This window comes from Streptomyces sp. NPDC088261 (assembly GCF_044740805.1).
In the GTDB taxonomy this organism is placed as follows: domain Bacteria; phylum Actinomycetota; class Actinomycetes; order Streptomycetales; family Streptomycetaceae; genus Streptomyces.
Genome location: NZ_JBIURL010000001.1, coordinates 398,193 through 412,985, shown reverse-complemented (window position 1 = coordinate 412,985; position 14,793 = coordinate 398,193). Strand labels below are relative to the sequence as shown.

At 70.8% G+C, this 14,793-nt stretch carries 10 protein-coding genes; 5 read left to right on the top strand and 5 right to left on the bottom strand.

The window, feature by feature from the left end; translation table 11 throughout:
• Positions 1-3: 3 nt before the first annotated feature.
• The 3 genes from ACIODU_RS01725 to ACIODU_RS01715 all read right to left on the bottom strand — a co-directional run bounded on the left by ACIODU_RS01725 (position 4) and on the right by ACIODU_RS01715 (position 3,184).
• Positions 4-927 (bottom strand): heme ABC transporter ATP-binding protein, encoded by a 924-nt coding sequence (locus tag ACIODU_RS01725; protein WP_401762723.1) that lies wholly within the window; start codon positions 925-927, stop codon positions 4-6.
• The gene (locus tag ACIODU_RS01720) at positions 924-2,012 is read right to left on the bottom strand and encodes a FecCD family ABC transporter permease (RefSeq protein ID WP_401763491.1); all 1,089 of its coding nucleotides are present in this window, start codon (positions 2,010-2,012) and stop codon (positions 924-926) included. The genes ACIODU_RS01725 and ACIODU_RS01720 overlap by 4 nt, the downstream gene beginning before the upstream one ends.
• 74 nt (positions 2,013-2,086) lie before the next feature.
• Positions 2,087-3,184: a hemin ABC transporter substrate-binding protein gene (locus ACIODU_RS01715; RefSeq protein WP_401762720.1), complete on the bottom strand. Its 1,098-nt coding sequence runs from the start codon at positions 3,182-3,184 to the stop codon at positions 2,087-2,089.
• 105 nt (positions 3,185-3,289) lie between these two features.
• Between ACIODU_RS01715 and ACIODU_RS01710 the strand changes: the two genes are divergently transcribed.
• Together ACIODU_RS01710 and ACIODU_RS01705 are read left to right on the top strand one after the other, a co-directional pair.
• Positions 3,290-4,816, top strand: coding sequence for an HtaA domain-containing protein (locus tag ACIODU_RS01710; RefSeq protein ID WP_401762718.1), 1,527 nt, complete (start codon positions 3,290-3,292; stop codon positions 4,814-4,816).
• A gap of 124 nt (positions 4,817-4,940) precedes the next feature.
• A complete protein-coding gene (locus ACIODU_RS01705; RefSeq protein WP_401762715.1) occupies positions 4,941-6,470 on the top strand; it encodes an HtaA domain-containing protein in 1,530 nt (509 codons plus the stop codon).
• Positions 6,471-6,584: 114 nt separating this feature from the next.
• Here ACIODU_RS01705 and ACIODU_RS01700 read toward each other — a convergent pair whose 3' ends face one another.
• A complete protein-coding gene (locus ACIODU_RS01700) occupies positions 6,585-9,764 on the bottom strand; it encodes an FG-GAP repeat domain-containing protein (RefSeq protein ID WP_401762712.1) in 3,180 nt (1,059 codons plus the stop codon).
• A gap of 410 nt (positions 9,765-10,174) precedes the next feature.
• On the opposite strand from ACIODU_RS01700, the gene ACIODU_RS01695 reads away from it, so the two are divergent.
• Positions 10,175-11,353, top strand: a complete 1,179-nt coding sequence (locus tag ACIODU_RS01695) for a Shedu anti-phage system protein SduA domain-containing protein (RefSeq protein WP_401762709.1) — start codon at positions 10,175-10,177, stop codon at positions 11,351-11,353.
• Complete coding sequence (locus ACIODU_RS01690; protein WP_401762706.1) at positions 11,350-11,682, top strand: hypothetical protein; 333 nt, start codon at positions 11,350-11,352, stop codon at positions 11,680-11,682. The genes ACIODU_RS01695 and ACIODU_RS01690 overlap by 4 nt, the downstream gene beginning before the upstream one ends.
• A gap of 122 nt (positions 11,683-11,804) precedes the next feature.
• Here ACIODU_RS01690 and ACIODU_RS01685 read toward each other — a convergent pair whose 3' ends face one another.
• Entirely contained in the window at positions 11,805-12,560 is a 756-nt protein-coding gene (locus tag ACIODU_RS01685; protein WP_401762703.1) for a DUF4232 domain-containing protein, read from the bottom strand.
• A gap of 230 nt (positions 12,561-12,790) precedes the next feature.
• Between ACIODU_RS01685 and ACIODU_RS01680 the strand changes: the two genes are divergently transcribed.
• Complete coding sequence (locus ACIODU_RS01680; protein ID WP_401762700.1) at positions 12,791-14,431, top strand: helix-turn-helix domain-containing protein; 1,641 nt, start codon at positions 12,791-12,793, stop codon at positions 14,429-14,431.
• The last annotated feature ends 362 nt before the right edge of the window (positions 14,432-14,793 follow it).

The window sequence follows — 14,793 nt, the reverse complement described above, 5'->3', positions numbered from 1 at the left end:
CGATCAGGGCGTGGGGGGACGGGCCGGGCGTTTGGGGAGGATGAGGGGGGTGTCCGTGTGGGGGTGCGGTAGTACCTCCACCGGGTGGCGGTAGACGCGGGTCAGGAGGGTTTCCTCGAAGATCTCGTGCGGTGGGCCTTCGGCCGCCAGGTGGCCGGCGTGGAGTACGGCGGCGCGGTCCGCGTAGGCCGCTGCCAGGCCCAGGTCGTGGAGGACGATCACGACCGCGTCGCCGGCCGTCGCGCGGGCGCGGCAGACGCGGAGTACCAACTCCTGGTGGCGCAGGTCCAGGGCGGCCGTCGGTTCGTCCAGGAGGAGGAGCGGGGTCCGCTGGGCCAGTACGCGGGCCAGCGCCACCCGGGCCCGTTCGCCGCCGGACAGCGTGGAGACGGCACGGCCCGCGAACGGCGTCACCTCGGTCGCGGCCATCGCCTCCGCGATCACCGCGTCGTCCTCGTCCGCCCGCGCGGTGCCCGACCAGGGCGCCCGGCCCATCCGTACCACCTCCTCGACCGTGAACGGGAAGGCCGGCGCGGCGGTTTGGGGGAGGACGGCCCGGCGCAGGGCCAGTTCGGGGGCGGACCAGGCGCGGGCGTCGCGGCCGCAGATCCGTACCTCACCCTCAGCGGGAGCGAGATCCGCCGCGAGCGCGGCCAACAGCGTCGACTTTCCCGCCCCGTTGGGACCGACCAGGGCCAGCACCTCGCCCGCGCGGGAGGTGAGGTCGATGCCGGTGAGTACGTCTCGGCCGCCCCGACTCACGTGCAGGGCACGGGCTTCCGCGACTGCGGTCCCTGTCGAGCAGGGGGCGGGGAGGTCGCGCTCGCGGGTGGTGAACGGCGTGAGTCTCGGGAAGGGGAAGCCCAGGAACGGGAATCCCGGGAACGGGGATCTCGGGAATCGGGATCTCGGGAATCGGGAACTCATGCCCAGCCCCCCTGCTTGCGGCGCGTCCGGCGCAGCAGCCAGAAGAAGAACGGGCTGCCGAAGAGCGCGGTCAGTACACCGAGGGGGAGTTCGGCGGGTTCGGCGACGGTACGGGCCGCCAGGTCGCCCGCCAGCAGCACCACCGCCCCGCCCAGCGCGCTGCCCCCGATCAGGAAGCGGTGACCGGGGCCGGCCGCCATCCGCAGCAGGTGCGGGACGACCAGGCCGACGAAGCCGATGATCCCGGACACCGAGACGGCCGCCGCCGTCAGCAGCGCGATGACCAGGATCAGGACCATTCGCAGCCGCTCGACGTCCACCCCGAGGTGGCGGGCGGGGCGTTCGCCGAGGGCGAGCAGGTCCACCTTGCGTGCGTACGACGGGGCGACGGCGAGACCGACGACCGCGCAGGGCAGCACGGCGAGGACCTTGGGCCAGGTGGCCTGGGCGAGCGAGCCGAGTTGCCAGAAGGTGATCTGGTTGATGGCGGCGGTGTCCGCGAAGAAGAGGAAGAGGCCGATCAGCGCGCCCGCGAAGGCGTTCACCGCGATGCCGGTGAGGATCAGTGTCACCACCTCGCTGCGCCCGTCCGACCGCGACAGCGCGTACACGAGCAGGACCGTCGCCAGGCCGGAGGCGAACGCGGCCACCGGGACCGTCCACGTACCGAGGAAGTCCAGCCCGAGCGAGATGCAGCCGACCGCGCCGACCGCCGCGCCGGAGGAGATGCCGATGACGCCGGGTTCGGCGAGCGGGTTGCCGAAGACGCCCTGCATCAGCGCGCCCGCGCAGCCCAGCGACGCGCCCACGAGGAGGGCCAGCACGATGCGCGGGAAGCGGACGTTCCAGAGGACGGACTCGCCCACCCGGTCCAACTCCGTTCCCCCGAGGGCGATTCGGTGCCGGACGGAGCCGATCACGTCTCTGGTTGAGAGGTCGTAGGCGCCGAGTCGGGCGGAGGCGAGGACGAGGAGGAGGAGTGCGGCGGCCAGGGCGGCGGTGAGGAGCCAGGCGGTGGTGGGGGTGTGGCGGGTGGTGGGAGGCGGCTCCGAGCGCGGCGAGGTCGGCTTCGCGGTCGTGGCCAGGGTCGGCTTCGCAGTCGGGGTCGTGGTCGGCTTCTCGGCCGGGGGCGTCGTGGCGGTGGGCCCCTCGTGCGTGGTCACTTCGCGGTGTCTTTCCCGTACAACTGCTCCATCAGCGACCGCAGTACGTGGTCGGTGCGCGGCCCGTAGTTGAGCAGGACGCCGTCGTCGATGGACACGATCCGGCGGTCCATCCCGGCGGGCGTCTGCGCCACGCCGGGCAGTGCGACCAGCCCGTCCACCCCGCCCACCGACTCAAGTCCCTTGGTCATGACGAGGATCGCGTCCGGCGCGGCCCGGGCCAGCGCCTCGGTGGTGATCGTGGTGAAGTCCTTCTCCAGCCCGCTGTCGGCGCCCGCGTCGACCGCCCCGGCCGCCTCGATCAGCGGGGTGGCTCCCGAGTCCCTGCCGCCGATCAGATACACCGACGCCGACCCGCGTACATAGAGGAACGCGACGCGCGGACGGTCGTGCTTCGCGGGAACGTCCTTCTGTACGGCGGCGATCCGTGCCTCCGAGCGTGTGGTCAACTCCCGCCCGGCCGCGCCGACTCCGAGAGTGTCGGCGACCGCCCCGATGCGTGTGCCCACGTCGGCGAGGCTCTTGGCGCCCTCGATCGTGACGAGCGGGATGCCCGCGTCGCGGATCTGGCCGAGGGCTTCGGCGGGGCCGGTGGTGGTCTCGGCGAGGACGAGGTCGGGTTTGAGGGACAGCACACTCTCGGCGGACACATCGTGGCCACGTGTCACCACCGGCAGTCGGGCGGCCTGCTCGAAGGTGGCGGTGATGTCGCGGGCGACCACGTGGTCGCCGAGCCCGAGTGTGAAGACGATCTCGCTGAGGCTGCCGGACAGCGGGACGATCCGGTCGGACTTCCTCACCGTGACCGTCCGGCCGTCGGCGGAGGTGACGGTGACGGGCAGGTGGGGGGTGGGGGTGTCGGCGAGCGGTTCGACGCGGTCCGCGACGGCCGCGTTTCCTTCGGCTTGGTCCTCGGCCCCGTCAGCGGCCCGGTCGTCGGCCCGGGTCAAGTCCCTCGTACCACCGCCGCTTCCCCCGTCACCGTCACCGTTCCCGGCCCCGGCCCCTCCGCACGCGGTCGCGGTGAAGGCGAGGGTGAGTGTGAGCGCGGAAACCACCGCACCGCCCACCAGTCGTGTGCGCACGAGCTGCACCGTCCTGTCGTCCTGTTGTCGTTGTTTCGGTGGGGGTTCCCATCGAGCCACGGCATAGCTTAGGTTAGCCTTACCTAAGTCACCAGGGGCCCGGAGGGATTCCTCATGCCATCGTCCAGACGTCCGCGCGCCTCCGGCGTCGTACTCCTCGTACTCCTCGTACTCCTCGCACTCCTCACGGGCCTCGCGGCGGCCCTGCTCCCCGCCACCACCGTGCACGCGGCGGGCCGTACGGTGCAGGGCGGGCGGCTCGACTGGGGCGTCAAGTCCTCCTTCCAGTCGTACGTCACCGGCCCGATCGCGCAGGGCAGTTACTCCCTCGGGGGCGGCGCGGCCACGGTCGGCGGCGGCAGGTTCCGCTTCCACTCGGCCATCGGTTCCTACGACTCCGACAGCGGTGGGTTCACCGCGGGCTTCTCCGGCTCCGTCCACTTCCTCGGCCACCGGCAGAACGACGGCTCGTACCAGCTCGACATGACAATCAGCCGCCCGACCGTCCGGATCTCCGGGGGCGGCGGCACCTTGTACGTCGACATCGCGAGCAGGGCCAAGGGGAGCGGCAAGGTCTCGACCTCCTCGCAGGTCGCGTTCGCCTCGCTGGCGCTGGGCGGGATCACCATGAGGGGCGGCGGGAATGTCGTACAACTCACCGGCATCCCCGCCACGTTGACCGCCCAGGGCGCGCGATCCTTCGCCGGCTACTACACGGCGGGCACCGCCCTCGATCCGGTCAGCCTGTCGGCGGACGTCAAGGCCCCGGCCGCGGGGGCGGCGAAGCCGAAGCCGTCCGGGAGCGGAAAGGGGGGCGGGTCGGCGGCCGGGTCAGCGGCCGGGGCGAAGGTTTCGTCGGCGAAACCCACGAAGAAGCCGGCCAAAAAGCCGGCCAAGAACCCCCCGGGCACGATCGAGGACGGGGCCGTCGACTGGGGCGTACGCCGTACCTTCCGCGAGTACGTCACCGGCGAGATCGCCCACGGCGGATGGAAGCTCTCCGGTGGCGCCGAGGACGGCGGGGCGCTCTTCCGCTTCTCCCGGGGCGAGGGAACGTACGACAAGAAGAAGCAGATCCTGGACGCCGACTTCGCGGGGACGATCCGCTTCACCGGCGCGCAGGGCCTCGACCTCGCCCTCGGCGGTGTCGGTGTGAACGTCGAGGACGGCGAGGGCACACTGAGCGCGGACGTCACCGGCGGCGGTACGACCATGCGGGACGTTCCCCTGGTCACGTTCGCGGCGACGCGGCTCAAGGCGGGGAAAGGCCTGGTCACGCTGACCGAGGCGCCGGCGAGGCTCACGGCGGAGGGGGCGAGGGCCTTCCACTCCATGTACCGGCCGGGTACGGAGATGGACCCCGTCACGCTCTCCGTCGCCCTGGATCCCGCCGCCGCGCTCCCGGCCCTGCCGGACCTGGGCAGCGGGGCGGGTGCCACGCCTCGGGCTCGGGCGGGGGAGAGCGGGAGCGGGAGCGCGCGGCCCGGGAAGAGCACGGCGCCGAGGACGGAGGCGGCGGCGGACGCGTCGCACGTCCCGGTGCTGCCGCTCGGTATCGCGGCGGGTGTGCTGCTGGCGGCGGGGGCGGGGTTCGGGGTCGTACGAAAGTGGCGGAGGCGGCTGACTGACGAGGCGAGCTGACCAAAACCCACCGACCAAGTCACACCGAATGATTCACACGGAACAAGCCCAACTCACCTCCCTCTGACACCACCACACCACACCACGACACCACACCACCACCTTCCCGAGGAGATCGCTTTCCATGGCCACCCGCAGACCCATCGCCTTCGCCGCCGCTGTCGCCACCGCCGTCACCCTCGGCGCCGCCGCCCTGCTGGCCACGCCCGCGTCCGCCGCCGACACGCCGCTCGAAGGGTACGAGCTGACCTGGGGCATCAAGGCGTCGTATCGCGCGTACGTGACCGGCATGGCCGCCGGCACCTTCACCGCCACGTCCGGCGCCACGCAGGCCGCCGACAACGGCGCCTTCACTTTCACCGGCGGCACCGGTACGTACGACTCCACCACCCACGCGGTCGCGCTCGGCTTCGACGGCGCGGTGACGGTCCGGTCCGCGGCGCACGGCTTCGAAGTGACGCTGACCGACGTCAAGTTCAACAGCGGTACGGCCGAGGTCACCGCCGACGTCACGCGGGGCGGCAAGACCGACGACGACGTGGCCCTCGCGAAGGTCACGGTCAACCGGGCCATGACCGACATGGCCACCACGCTCACCAAAGGCGCGGCCGACGCGCTAGGCAGCGGGAGCTACGAGGGCGCAGCCGGCGACCCGCTGACGGTGACCCAGAAGAGACCCGAAACCCCCACTCCCACGCCCACTCCCACCCCGACCCCGACTCCAACCCCCACGCCGACTCCCACCCCAACCCCAACCCCAACCCCCACTCACACACCCACCCCCACCCCCACCCCCACGCCCTCTCCCACCGAGGCACCCGACCACGGTGACGTCGCCGACGGCCAACTCGGCTGGGGTGTGAAGGAATCCTTCCGCGCGTACGTCGTGGAAGGGGCAGCAAAAGGCAAGATCAGCACCGCCGACGGAGCCACGCAGGCGGCCGCCAACGGCGCCTTCACCTTCACTGACGGCACAGGCGCATACGACCTCGACGCCGACACCCTGGCCGCCACCTTCGCCGGCTCGGTGACGTTCAAGGGCCACGAATCGGGCGGCGCGTACGGCCTCGACCTGACCCTCAGCGGCCTGCGGGTGGAACTCGACGGCGGAACCGGCACGCTCTCCGCCGACGTAGACAGCCTCGGCAAGACGTCCCAGGACGTGGTCCTGGCCGACCTCAAGGCCACCCCGTCCGACCTGACGGCGACCGACGACGTGATCTCACTCGACGACGTCACGGCCACCCTCACCAGCGCGGGCGCGAAGGCGTTCGGCGGCTTTTACACGGCGGGTACGGCACTGGACCCGGTGGACCTGGACCTCGCCCTCACCGAAGCGGCCGAACTGCCCGCCGACCCGGGCGGATCGAGCACGGGCGGCTCAGACCCGGCCGGAAACCCCGACACAGGAGGCACGACGGGCACGACCGAGGGCACAACCGGCACCACAACAGGCACCACAACAGAAGCGGCGACCACCGCCGGCGGCACCACGGGATCCACCCCCCTCGGAACCGGCAACCTCGCCTCCACCGGAGCCGACATCCCGACCTGGTTCCTGGGCACGGCCTCCGCCCTGACCGTAGCGGCGGGCGCGGCCATGGTCGTCGTATCGTCCCGCCGCCGCTCAGCGACAGAGCACCCCCAGGCGTAACACCCCCGCCACCCGCCACCCGCCGCCCGCCGGACCGACCTGCTCGGCTCCCGAGCCCGAGCCCGAACAGGTCGGTCCGGCCGGCTCCAGGTCTTCACCGCCACAACCCACCCGCTAGGAAAGCGACTTGTAGCCGCTCCAGCCCGTCGCGATCTTTGTGCGGGCGCCGAACGAGCCCTTTCCGTCGCCGTAGTTGCGCCACAGGATGCCCGACGTGTCTCGGGAGACGAGGTCGGCCTTGCCGTCGTGGTTGAGGTCGCCGGTGCCCACGATCACGTTGTACGAGCCGCCCCAGTCGGTGAAGACCTTGACGCGGGCCGCGAAGGTGCCGTTGCCCTTGCCGGCGTACCGGTAGAGGGTGTTGGACTTGTCCTGGGCGATCAGGTCGGCCTTGCCGTCGCCGTTGAGGTCGCCGGTGCCGACGATCTTCTTGTACGTCTTCCAGTTGTCGTAGAGCTTCACGCGGGCGGACAGCTTGCCCGCGCTCGTGCCCTTGTAGAGGTAGACCGTCCCGGTGGAGGTGTTGCGGGCGATCAGGTCGGGGAGGCCGTCGCCGCTGAGGTCGCCGGGTGAGGTGAGGACGTCGTACTGCGTCCAGCCGCTCGTCCCGATCGTCGTGTACGACGTCGTCGGCTTGACCGCCGTGGTGCAGCCCGGCTTGTAGAGGCGCAGGGCCCCGCTGCTGAGGCGGACGAGGAGGTCGTTGCAGCGGTCGCCGCTCAGGTCACCGAACGGGACGGCCTTGATGGTGGTGGGCCACCCCGTCCCCGTGAGCTTGTCGCTGAACTTCCCCGCCCCCGTCCCGAGTTGGTACGTCAGCCCGCCCGAGGAGTTGAGTGTGAGGATGTCCCCGACACCGTCCGGCTCGCCCTCGATGCTGTTGAAGTCGTGGCGTGTCGCCGCGCCTCCGTACATCGACCCCGTGCCGGTGGCCACGGTGGACGCCGAGGCGGTGCCGAGGCCGGTCGCCTTGAGGGTCCAGGTGAAGCGGCCGTTCGGGAAGTAACTCCCGCTGCTCGCCTTGCCGTTCCAGGACGTCCCCAGCCACGCCGACGCGGCGCCGCCGGTAATCGTACGGGTGGCCCTGCCGCTCTCGCCGCTCCCGACCGAGGTGAAGGCCAGGGACCACGAGGTGACCGGCCGGGACAGCAGCCAACTGCCGTTCCACGTCTTGGAGTCGGTGTCCGACGACTTCGCCGAGACGATGTCGTCGACCGTCGCGCGGTAGGTCGTCGGTACGGACGGCGTCACCCCGGTCGTGGCGACGTGCGTCTGCTCGTACGCGTCGAACCAGCCGACCAGCCCCGTGTACTCGTCCACCGTCCACCGGTGGCGCCGGTCGACGGCCGGTCCCGAGCCCGCCTGGCCGGCCTGCGCCAGCCCGGACGCGAGCACGCGGGTGGCGCCGGTGGCCGCTTCCGTCAGGACGAGTTCGTCCGTGGTGTGGTTGTGCCGTACGGCGAATCCGTCGCCGAGCAGGACGTCACCCGGCTGAGTCGCGACCGACGTCCCGGCCTTGGTGTCGTACAGGCCCGCCGAAGTGGTCCCGCAGGCCCAGTACACCCAGCGCCCCGCCGCCTGGAGCTCGGTCGGTACGCAGCCGGCGCCGGGCATCTTGACCGTGGCGAGCGTCTTCTTCTCGGTGAGGCTGTACGAGGTGACCGTGCCGGCGGTCGTGGTGGCGCTCCAGAGGGTGGATCCGTTGAGGGCGGCGGCGCGGATCGTGCGCTTGAGCTGCTGCCCCTGGCCGAACTCGCCGACGTACTGCATGGGCGTGGTGCCACCGGAGTTGTAGACCGCGTAGTCGTCGGAGACGTCGACGATCGCGCCGCCCCCGGTCTTGAACTCCAGCACGCTGTCGGACGTTTGGTCGTTCATGGAGACGAGCTTGTCCGCCTTCTCCAGGCCGCTCGCGCCGTCGCCGTCGACGTCCTCGAACCGGACGAGGTGGACGTCCTCGGGGAGGGAGCCGTTGTTGCCCCAGAGCGGGGTGCAGTTGACGCCGGTGTACGGGCACGCGGGGCTGATCGTCCGGCTCCCCGTGGCCGCAGTGGCGGACAGCGTGGTGCTGCCGTTCGTGGTCAGCGTCCGGACCGAGGTGGTGTGGGCGCTGCGGCTGGGGTCGTCCTCCGCGACCCGCAGGCTGCCCCGGCTGAGCGCGATGCCGGTCTTGACGTTCTCCGTCGCCGGGACCGCGCGTACCTTCGTCAACTCCAGCGATCCGTCGGCCGCTTCACCGACCCGCTGCACCCACCAGTCGGTGGGTCCGGTGCCGCCCGTGACGAGGGCGGTGCCGCCCGGACTGTTGATCGCGTACGCGCCGCCGGAATCGAGCAGCGTGCGCGACGAGCCGTCGGCGAGGGACACCTCCGTGATCGCGCTGCCGGTCGTCGCCTTGTACGTGGGCAGCAACAGCCGGTCGTCGAGCAGCACCGGGGAGCCGGCGAGCTCGCCGAACGCCGGCGAGTCGATCACCTGTTCGTCGGCGGTGAGGTCGGTACGGGACTTGAGGTGGAGGGCGCCGGAGTCGATGTCGTACCAGCCGATCCACTTCTCGCTCTGCACATAGGCCACTTGCGACGAGCTGGCGGACAGGCCGGTGAACACCGCGGTGCTGACGGCCGTTTCGAAGTCGATGAAGAACACGTCGGAGCCGTGCTCGACCAGCGCACCGGAGGCGTCGGCGGCCACGATCGCGTTGTCCGGGATGCGGAGCCAGTCGCCACTGACGAATCGTTCGCGCCGCTCGCCGTCCACGGTGTCGATCAGTGTGCGTTCGGTGACGACGGTGTCACCCGCCAGCGCCCGGTAGTAGTACGCGGACGTGACGTCGGACAGCGCGCGGGTCGCCGGGTCCCAGAGGGTGACGGACTTGCTGCTCAGCGCCGACGGCAGGGCGACCAGGTCGCTGTCCGCGCCGTACCAGGCCGTACGGCAGGCGGAGTTGACGTCCGTACAGGCCTGGCCGGGGGTGTAGACGCCGGCTTTGTTCTCGACGGTGACGGTCCTGCCGTGCTCGTAGTCCGTCCACAGCAGTCCGCCGACCCCGCCCTGCCGGTGCAGGAACCCGCTCGTACCGGCGCTGAGCGGCCGGTCGACGCGCGGGCGGTCCGAGTTCGGGTCGGGGAGTGTGATCTGTGTGGTGGCGGCCGCGGTGGCCCCGGCCGTGGCCCCCTGGGCGGAGTCGACTCCCCCGGAGGAAACGGCGACGACCGAGGCCGCGATGGCGACCGCGAGCGCGAGCGACGAGACGGCAGCGGTAGGACCGCCCCGTCTCAGGGCGTGTCTGCCCACGTGATGTCCCTCCTCGCGAGGGTCTTCGCCCTCGCACAAGTGAGCGGAGATTACCAGTGGGGGTCGGTGTGAGTGGGGTGTGGGGTGGGTGTGCGGGCCGGGGGAGACAGGCGAGCCGGGGCAGTTGGGCGAGTCAGATGAGGCCGGTTCTTATGGCGTACGAGGCCGCGTGGCGGAGTCGGTCTCACCGGACGATGGGAAGCCACCTCGATCCTCAAGCAGCACCCCCATCCACAATTCACGCCTCCGCAGAGACGCTGCCCCCGATGCAACCCCAATGCCTCCCCGTCCGCTGCCCCTTCACGTCCCGCTGCGTGCGATCACGGCAGATTTCAGGGCAGTTGTCAGTGTTCGGTTCTAGGGTGCCGCACATGGCGACCACATTCCGATCCAGCTCCACGCTCCGGCTCATGGTTGAAGAAGCACGGAAGCTCACCGAGCACGCGAACGTACGGGAGCGCATTGACGTGGTGCTGCGCATCATGGGGACGCGCTTCGGCGGGAGGCACGGCAAGGGCAGACCACTGGTGGACGCCTTAGAAGATGTCGCTCAAGAGTCCCTCCTGCACGGGGACATCGCATTCGCCCGGCGCTTCCAGCGGTTTGCCGGCTATGCCAGCGGCGAACTCTTCCTCGAGACCGTGGAGAACTACTACGACGACGAGGCGCGGCAGCGCAGCGAGAAGTACATGCGGCGGATGGCCGCCATGGGTGCGGAGCGGGCGGTTGCCGCCTTGGACGTGCTGTGCGACCAGAACCCCGAGGCGACCGCCGCCGACGCCCGTGCCCTCTTCCAGGGCATCGCCCAGTCCACCGACTACCTGGGGATCGGGCCCGGAGAGGGCGGGATCCAACTGTCCACCAAGTACCTGAGGCGGCTCCAGGAGTACGGGCACATGGAGCTGGTTCTCCGTAACCTGCCCCGGCCCGCTTCCGCGGAGGCCGCCCGGCTGATGAGCGACGTCCTGGCGGACGCCGACGCGGGACTGCTCGCCCAACTGCTCGAACTGAAGGCCCGGCAAGCCGGCCTCGCGGCCCTGCGGGCGGCGGTGGACAACCCTGGCAGCTCCGAAAGCACGCTGCATGCCTGCCTCAAGAACCAGGAGTGGATCTTCGGCGGCGCCTACGTGGCCGAGCTGGCTCGCCGCCAGTACACCCCGGACACCATTCTCGACATTCCGCTGCTGCGCGGCGACGGCTCGCTGCATGTGGTGGAACTCAAGCGTGCCAACATCGAGAAACTGGTCATCCGGCCCCACGGCCATCTCATGCTGGGCGCCCCGGCACACCAGGCGGTATCTCAGGCACAGAACTACCTCCGCGTCATGGACGAGAACCGCCACACCATCCTCACGCAGTACGGAGTCGACACGCGCAGGGCCTCAGCGACTGTCGTGATCGGGCACCCGCAATACGCGAGCGGGAGTGTCACGTCCCAGGAGATCGCGGAGACGCTGCGGACCTACAACACGCATACGGCGCGCATAGAAGTGATCACTTACAAGACCCTGATCGATTCGGCGGCCCGGATGCTGGCCCTGTCGTCGGCTGCGCAGGACCCGGAACCGAACGAGGAGCCCGCGGTATGAGCGACAGCGACACACCTCCGGCGATTGAGCTGATCCTGGCCCGCTTGTGCGGAGGTGCGATCACTCCCGAGGACTACGTCGGCTACTTCATGAACCAGTTCGGTGAGGAACTCGTCTTCGCCCAGCGTCGGGGCGAGAAGACCGCCAGGCTCTGGCACGGCGACGCCGACTGGGAGATGTTCCGCGTCGGCGACCACTCGATACGAGTGGACGGCGAACTGGAAGGCATGATCACTGTCGACGGCCTGGTCATCGATCGCGGAGAGGTGACATGGCTGTCCTCCTGCTTGGTGGCCTCCCGCCACCTGCGCCCGGGACGTGCCCGATGACCTCCACAACACCGGGCACAGGCACCCGAGGTGCTTGAACGGCGGAATGGTGGTCGGGGAGCGGGGCCGGCCACCACCCGCGGGGGGTGCGGGGTGGTGGCCGGGTGGGTGGGGCGGGGAGGTCACCAGATGATGGCGTCGTTCATCGACTGCTGCCAGTACGTGACCTTGAGGGATTCGTCGATGTAGACGCCCTTGGCGGGGAGTTTGGGGTGGGCGGGCTTGCCGGTGGTCGCGTCCGTGGAGCGGCCCTGGAAGTAGAGGGTCAGGGTCTTCGCCGTGTAGCCGTTGTCGCTGCTGCCGTCGGCGGCGGAGAGGCTTACGGAGGCGTAGCCGGACTCGCCCGGTTCGAGGGTGACGACGGCCTGCGGCTTGGAGTCCTCGATGACCGGCGGTACGGACTGGGCCTCGCCGAAGCGGACGATCGGATAGTTGTACAGGTAGCAGGTCTTGCCGCCGGTGTTGGTGACGGTGAGGAGCATGTGGTTGATGGGGCGGTTCAGCGGGGCCGCGACGGTCCTGGTGTTGGAGCCCTCGCAGGTCACCGCCTTGGCGGCGGCGGCCGGGGCCTTCGCTGGGGAGGTCGCCTGTACGGGCGTCTGCTTGGCGGCCTTGGCGGGCTTCGCCGATCCGGAGGACTTCGAGGACGTTGAGGACGTCGAAGGCTCTGAGGTGGTGTCGGCCGGCTTCGCGCTGAGCGAGGCGGACGCCGGCGCGGGGACGGTCGCGGCCGCCAGCGCGTTCTTGGCCGGGCCGGACGACGCGCCCTCGTCCCTCGTGCCCGTCCCGTCGCTGCACGCGGTCAGGGTGAGCGCGGCCAGCGCCACGGTCGCGGCGGCGCTCAGGAGGCGGGTGCGGGAGGTGCGGATACTGGACATGTCGCTGAGCCCCTTGGGTGTTCGGGAGGGTGTGGTGCTTGGATGACTGGAGCTTGTGGGGTGATCCGTCCCAACCGCCACGGCCAGCGGGCAGTCCGGGACACTGGGACACTGGAACGGGCTGTGAGCTGCGGAAACGTCGTCCCCCTGGAACGCCCGAATGGGACGTCGGGGACGTGGGGACACGCGACACGGGGATACGGGACACGGGGATACGGGGACTTGGGGAGATGGTGGGACGAGTGCCGGAGGCGACCGGGGCGGGACGGGCCGACGAGTTCGCGGAGCTGCTGCTGGAGCTGAAGGAGCGCTCGGGGCTGAGTTACGGGGCGCTGGCGAAGCGGCTGCACATGAGTACGTCGACGCTGCACCGCTATTGCAGCGGCGCGGCGGTGCCCAACGAGTACGCGCCGGTGGAGCGCCTCGCACGGGCGTGCCGGGCGACGCCGCGGGAGCTGATGGAGCTGCACCGGCGGTGGATTCTGGCGGATGCGGTACGAGGGGGGAGGGCGGAGTCGGCGGCGGGGGCGGGCGCCGGGGCTGCCGCTGGTGCGGGTGCGGGCTCGGGTTCGGGTGCCGGTGAGGAGGCGGGTGCTGGTACCGGTACGGGTACGGGCTCGGGCTCCGCTTCGGATGCCGCGCAGGGATCGGGCGCGGCGAACGGCTCCGTACCAGCGGCGGGATCGGGCGCCGCGACCGGGTCCGTACCCGCGCAGGGATCAGGTGCGGCGACCGGGTCCGTACCCGCGCAGGGATCAGCTGCGGCGAGCGGCTCCGTACCCGCGAGCGATCCCGTACCGGCCACCGATTCCGCATCGACAGCCAGTACGGACAGCCCGCCGCAAGGCCCCGGCCCGAACCCCGGCCGCGTCCCCGTCCCCGTCCCCGTAGTTACCGACGTCCCGCCCGCCCCCACCCCCGCGCCCCCGGCGCGCCGTCGCCGTACCGCCCTCATCGCCGCCGTCGCCGTGGCCGCCGTACTGGGAGCCGCGGCGCTCGCCGCCCAAGGCCCCTTCGGCGGCGGTAACGACGACACCGGAGCCCGGGGCGCCGCCGGCGCCACGTCCGTGACTACCGGCAAGGCGCGGCCACCACACCCGTCGGTGACGGATTCCCGTACACCTTCCCCCAGCCGTGGGAGCGGCGAGAGCGGCGGAACCCGCAAGCCGTCCACCTCCGCCGCCCCACCCCGCACCACCGACCCCCGCGCCCCGGACGACGGCGCCGGACAAGGCGCCGCCAACCCCGCCGACCCCGCCGAAGGCGGCAACGCCGTACCGCTGAACGTCGCCACCCGCCCGTACATCTACGACAACCCGTGCAGCCAGCACTTCCTTGTCGACAGCGAACCCGAGCAGGTCGGCCCGCCCGCGAGCGAGCAGGACGCGCCGCGCTGGGCCGCCGCCTACGGCGCGGTCTCCTCGGGGGAGCAGCGCGTCGCCCTCACCGTCCAGGGCACCGGCCGGGACACGGTCGTCCTGGAGGCGCTGCACGTACGTGTGGTCACCAAGGGCGCGCCCCTCGCCTGGAACGACTACGCGATGGGGGTGGGTTGCGGCGGTGGCGTGGACACCAAGTCGTTCGACGTCGACCTCGACAACGGCAGCCCGGCGGTGAACGCCAAGAACGGCCAACGCGACTTCCCGTACAAGGTCAGCGAGTCCGATCCCGAGGTCTTCTACATCACCGCGCACGCCTCGGCGCACGACGTCCGCTGGGACCTCAGCCTGGAGTGGTCCAGCGGCAGCCGCCGCGGCACGGTCCACATCGACAACGCCGGCACCCCCTTCCGTACAAGCGCCGGCGCCGCCCGCCCCGGCTACGACTACCCGCTGGGCGGCGGCGAGTGGATCCCGCGAGAAGGCGGCTGACGGTCATATGCGGTCCGCGACGGGTTAAGGATGTGGATGCGTCGCGCTTGCCGCTGCGTAGGTATGCCCATGCCGGTTCCAGCGCCCATGCGAGCGATAGGGGTTGAGATCCTCACTTCAAGTTGCGCCGGAGGAGGGGCCGGGGGAGCCGCGACAGGATGCGCACGTAGAAACTTGATCGGCATACCGTCGGGACGAGCGGGTCGGATCTTTTCAAGATCGCCAAGATGGATGCCCTGCTTTGAGCACAGCAAGGTCACTCTCCGACCTACTCGAAAGGCCGTCATCCACCTCTTGGCGATCTTGAGTTCAACATTGATGGCTGTTCGTCTGTGGCGCGGAAACCGCAGGATGTCATCGAC

Excerpts from the sequence above, each read along its gene's own strand:
- ACIODU_RS01725 (WP_401762723.1), bottom strand. The coding sequence starts at position 927 with ATGAGTTCCCGATTCCCGAGATCCCGATTCCCGAGATCCCCGTTCCCG.
- ACIODU_RS01685 (WP_401762703.1), bottom strand. The coding sequence starts at position 12,560 with ATGTCCAGTATCCGCACCTCCCGCACCCGCCTCCTGAGCGCCGCCGCG.
- ACIODU_RS01680 (WP_401762700.1), top strand. The coding sequence starts at position 12,791 with ATGGTGGGACGAGTGCCGGAGGCGACCGGGGCGGGACGGGCCGACGAG.
- ACIODU_RS01705 (WP_401762715.1), top strand. The coding sequence starts at position 4,941 with ATGGCCACCCGCAGACCCATCGCCTTCGCCGCCGCTGTCGCCACCGCC.
- ACIODU_RS01690 (WP_401762706.1), top strand. The coding sequence starts at position 11,350 with ATGAGCGACAGCGACACACCTCCGGCGATTGAGCTGATCCTGGCCCGC.
- ACIODU_RS01710 (WP_401762718.1), top strand. The coding sequence starts at position 3,290 with ATGCCATCGTCCAGACGTCCGCGCGCCTCCGGCGTCGTACTCCTCGTA.
- ACIODU_RS01695 (WP_401762709.1), top strand. The coding sequence starts at position 10,175 with ATGGTTGAAGAAGCACGGAAGCTCACCGAGCACGCGAACGTACGGGAG.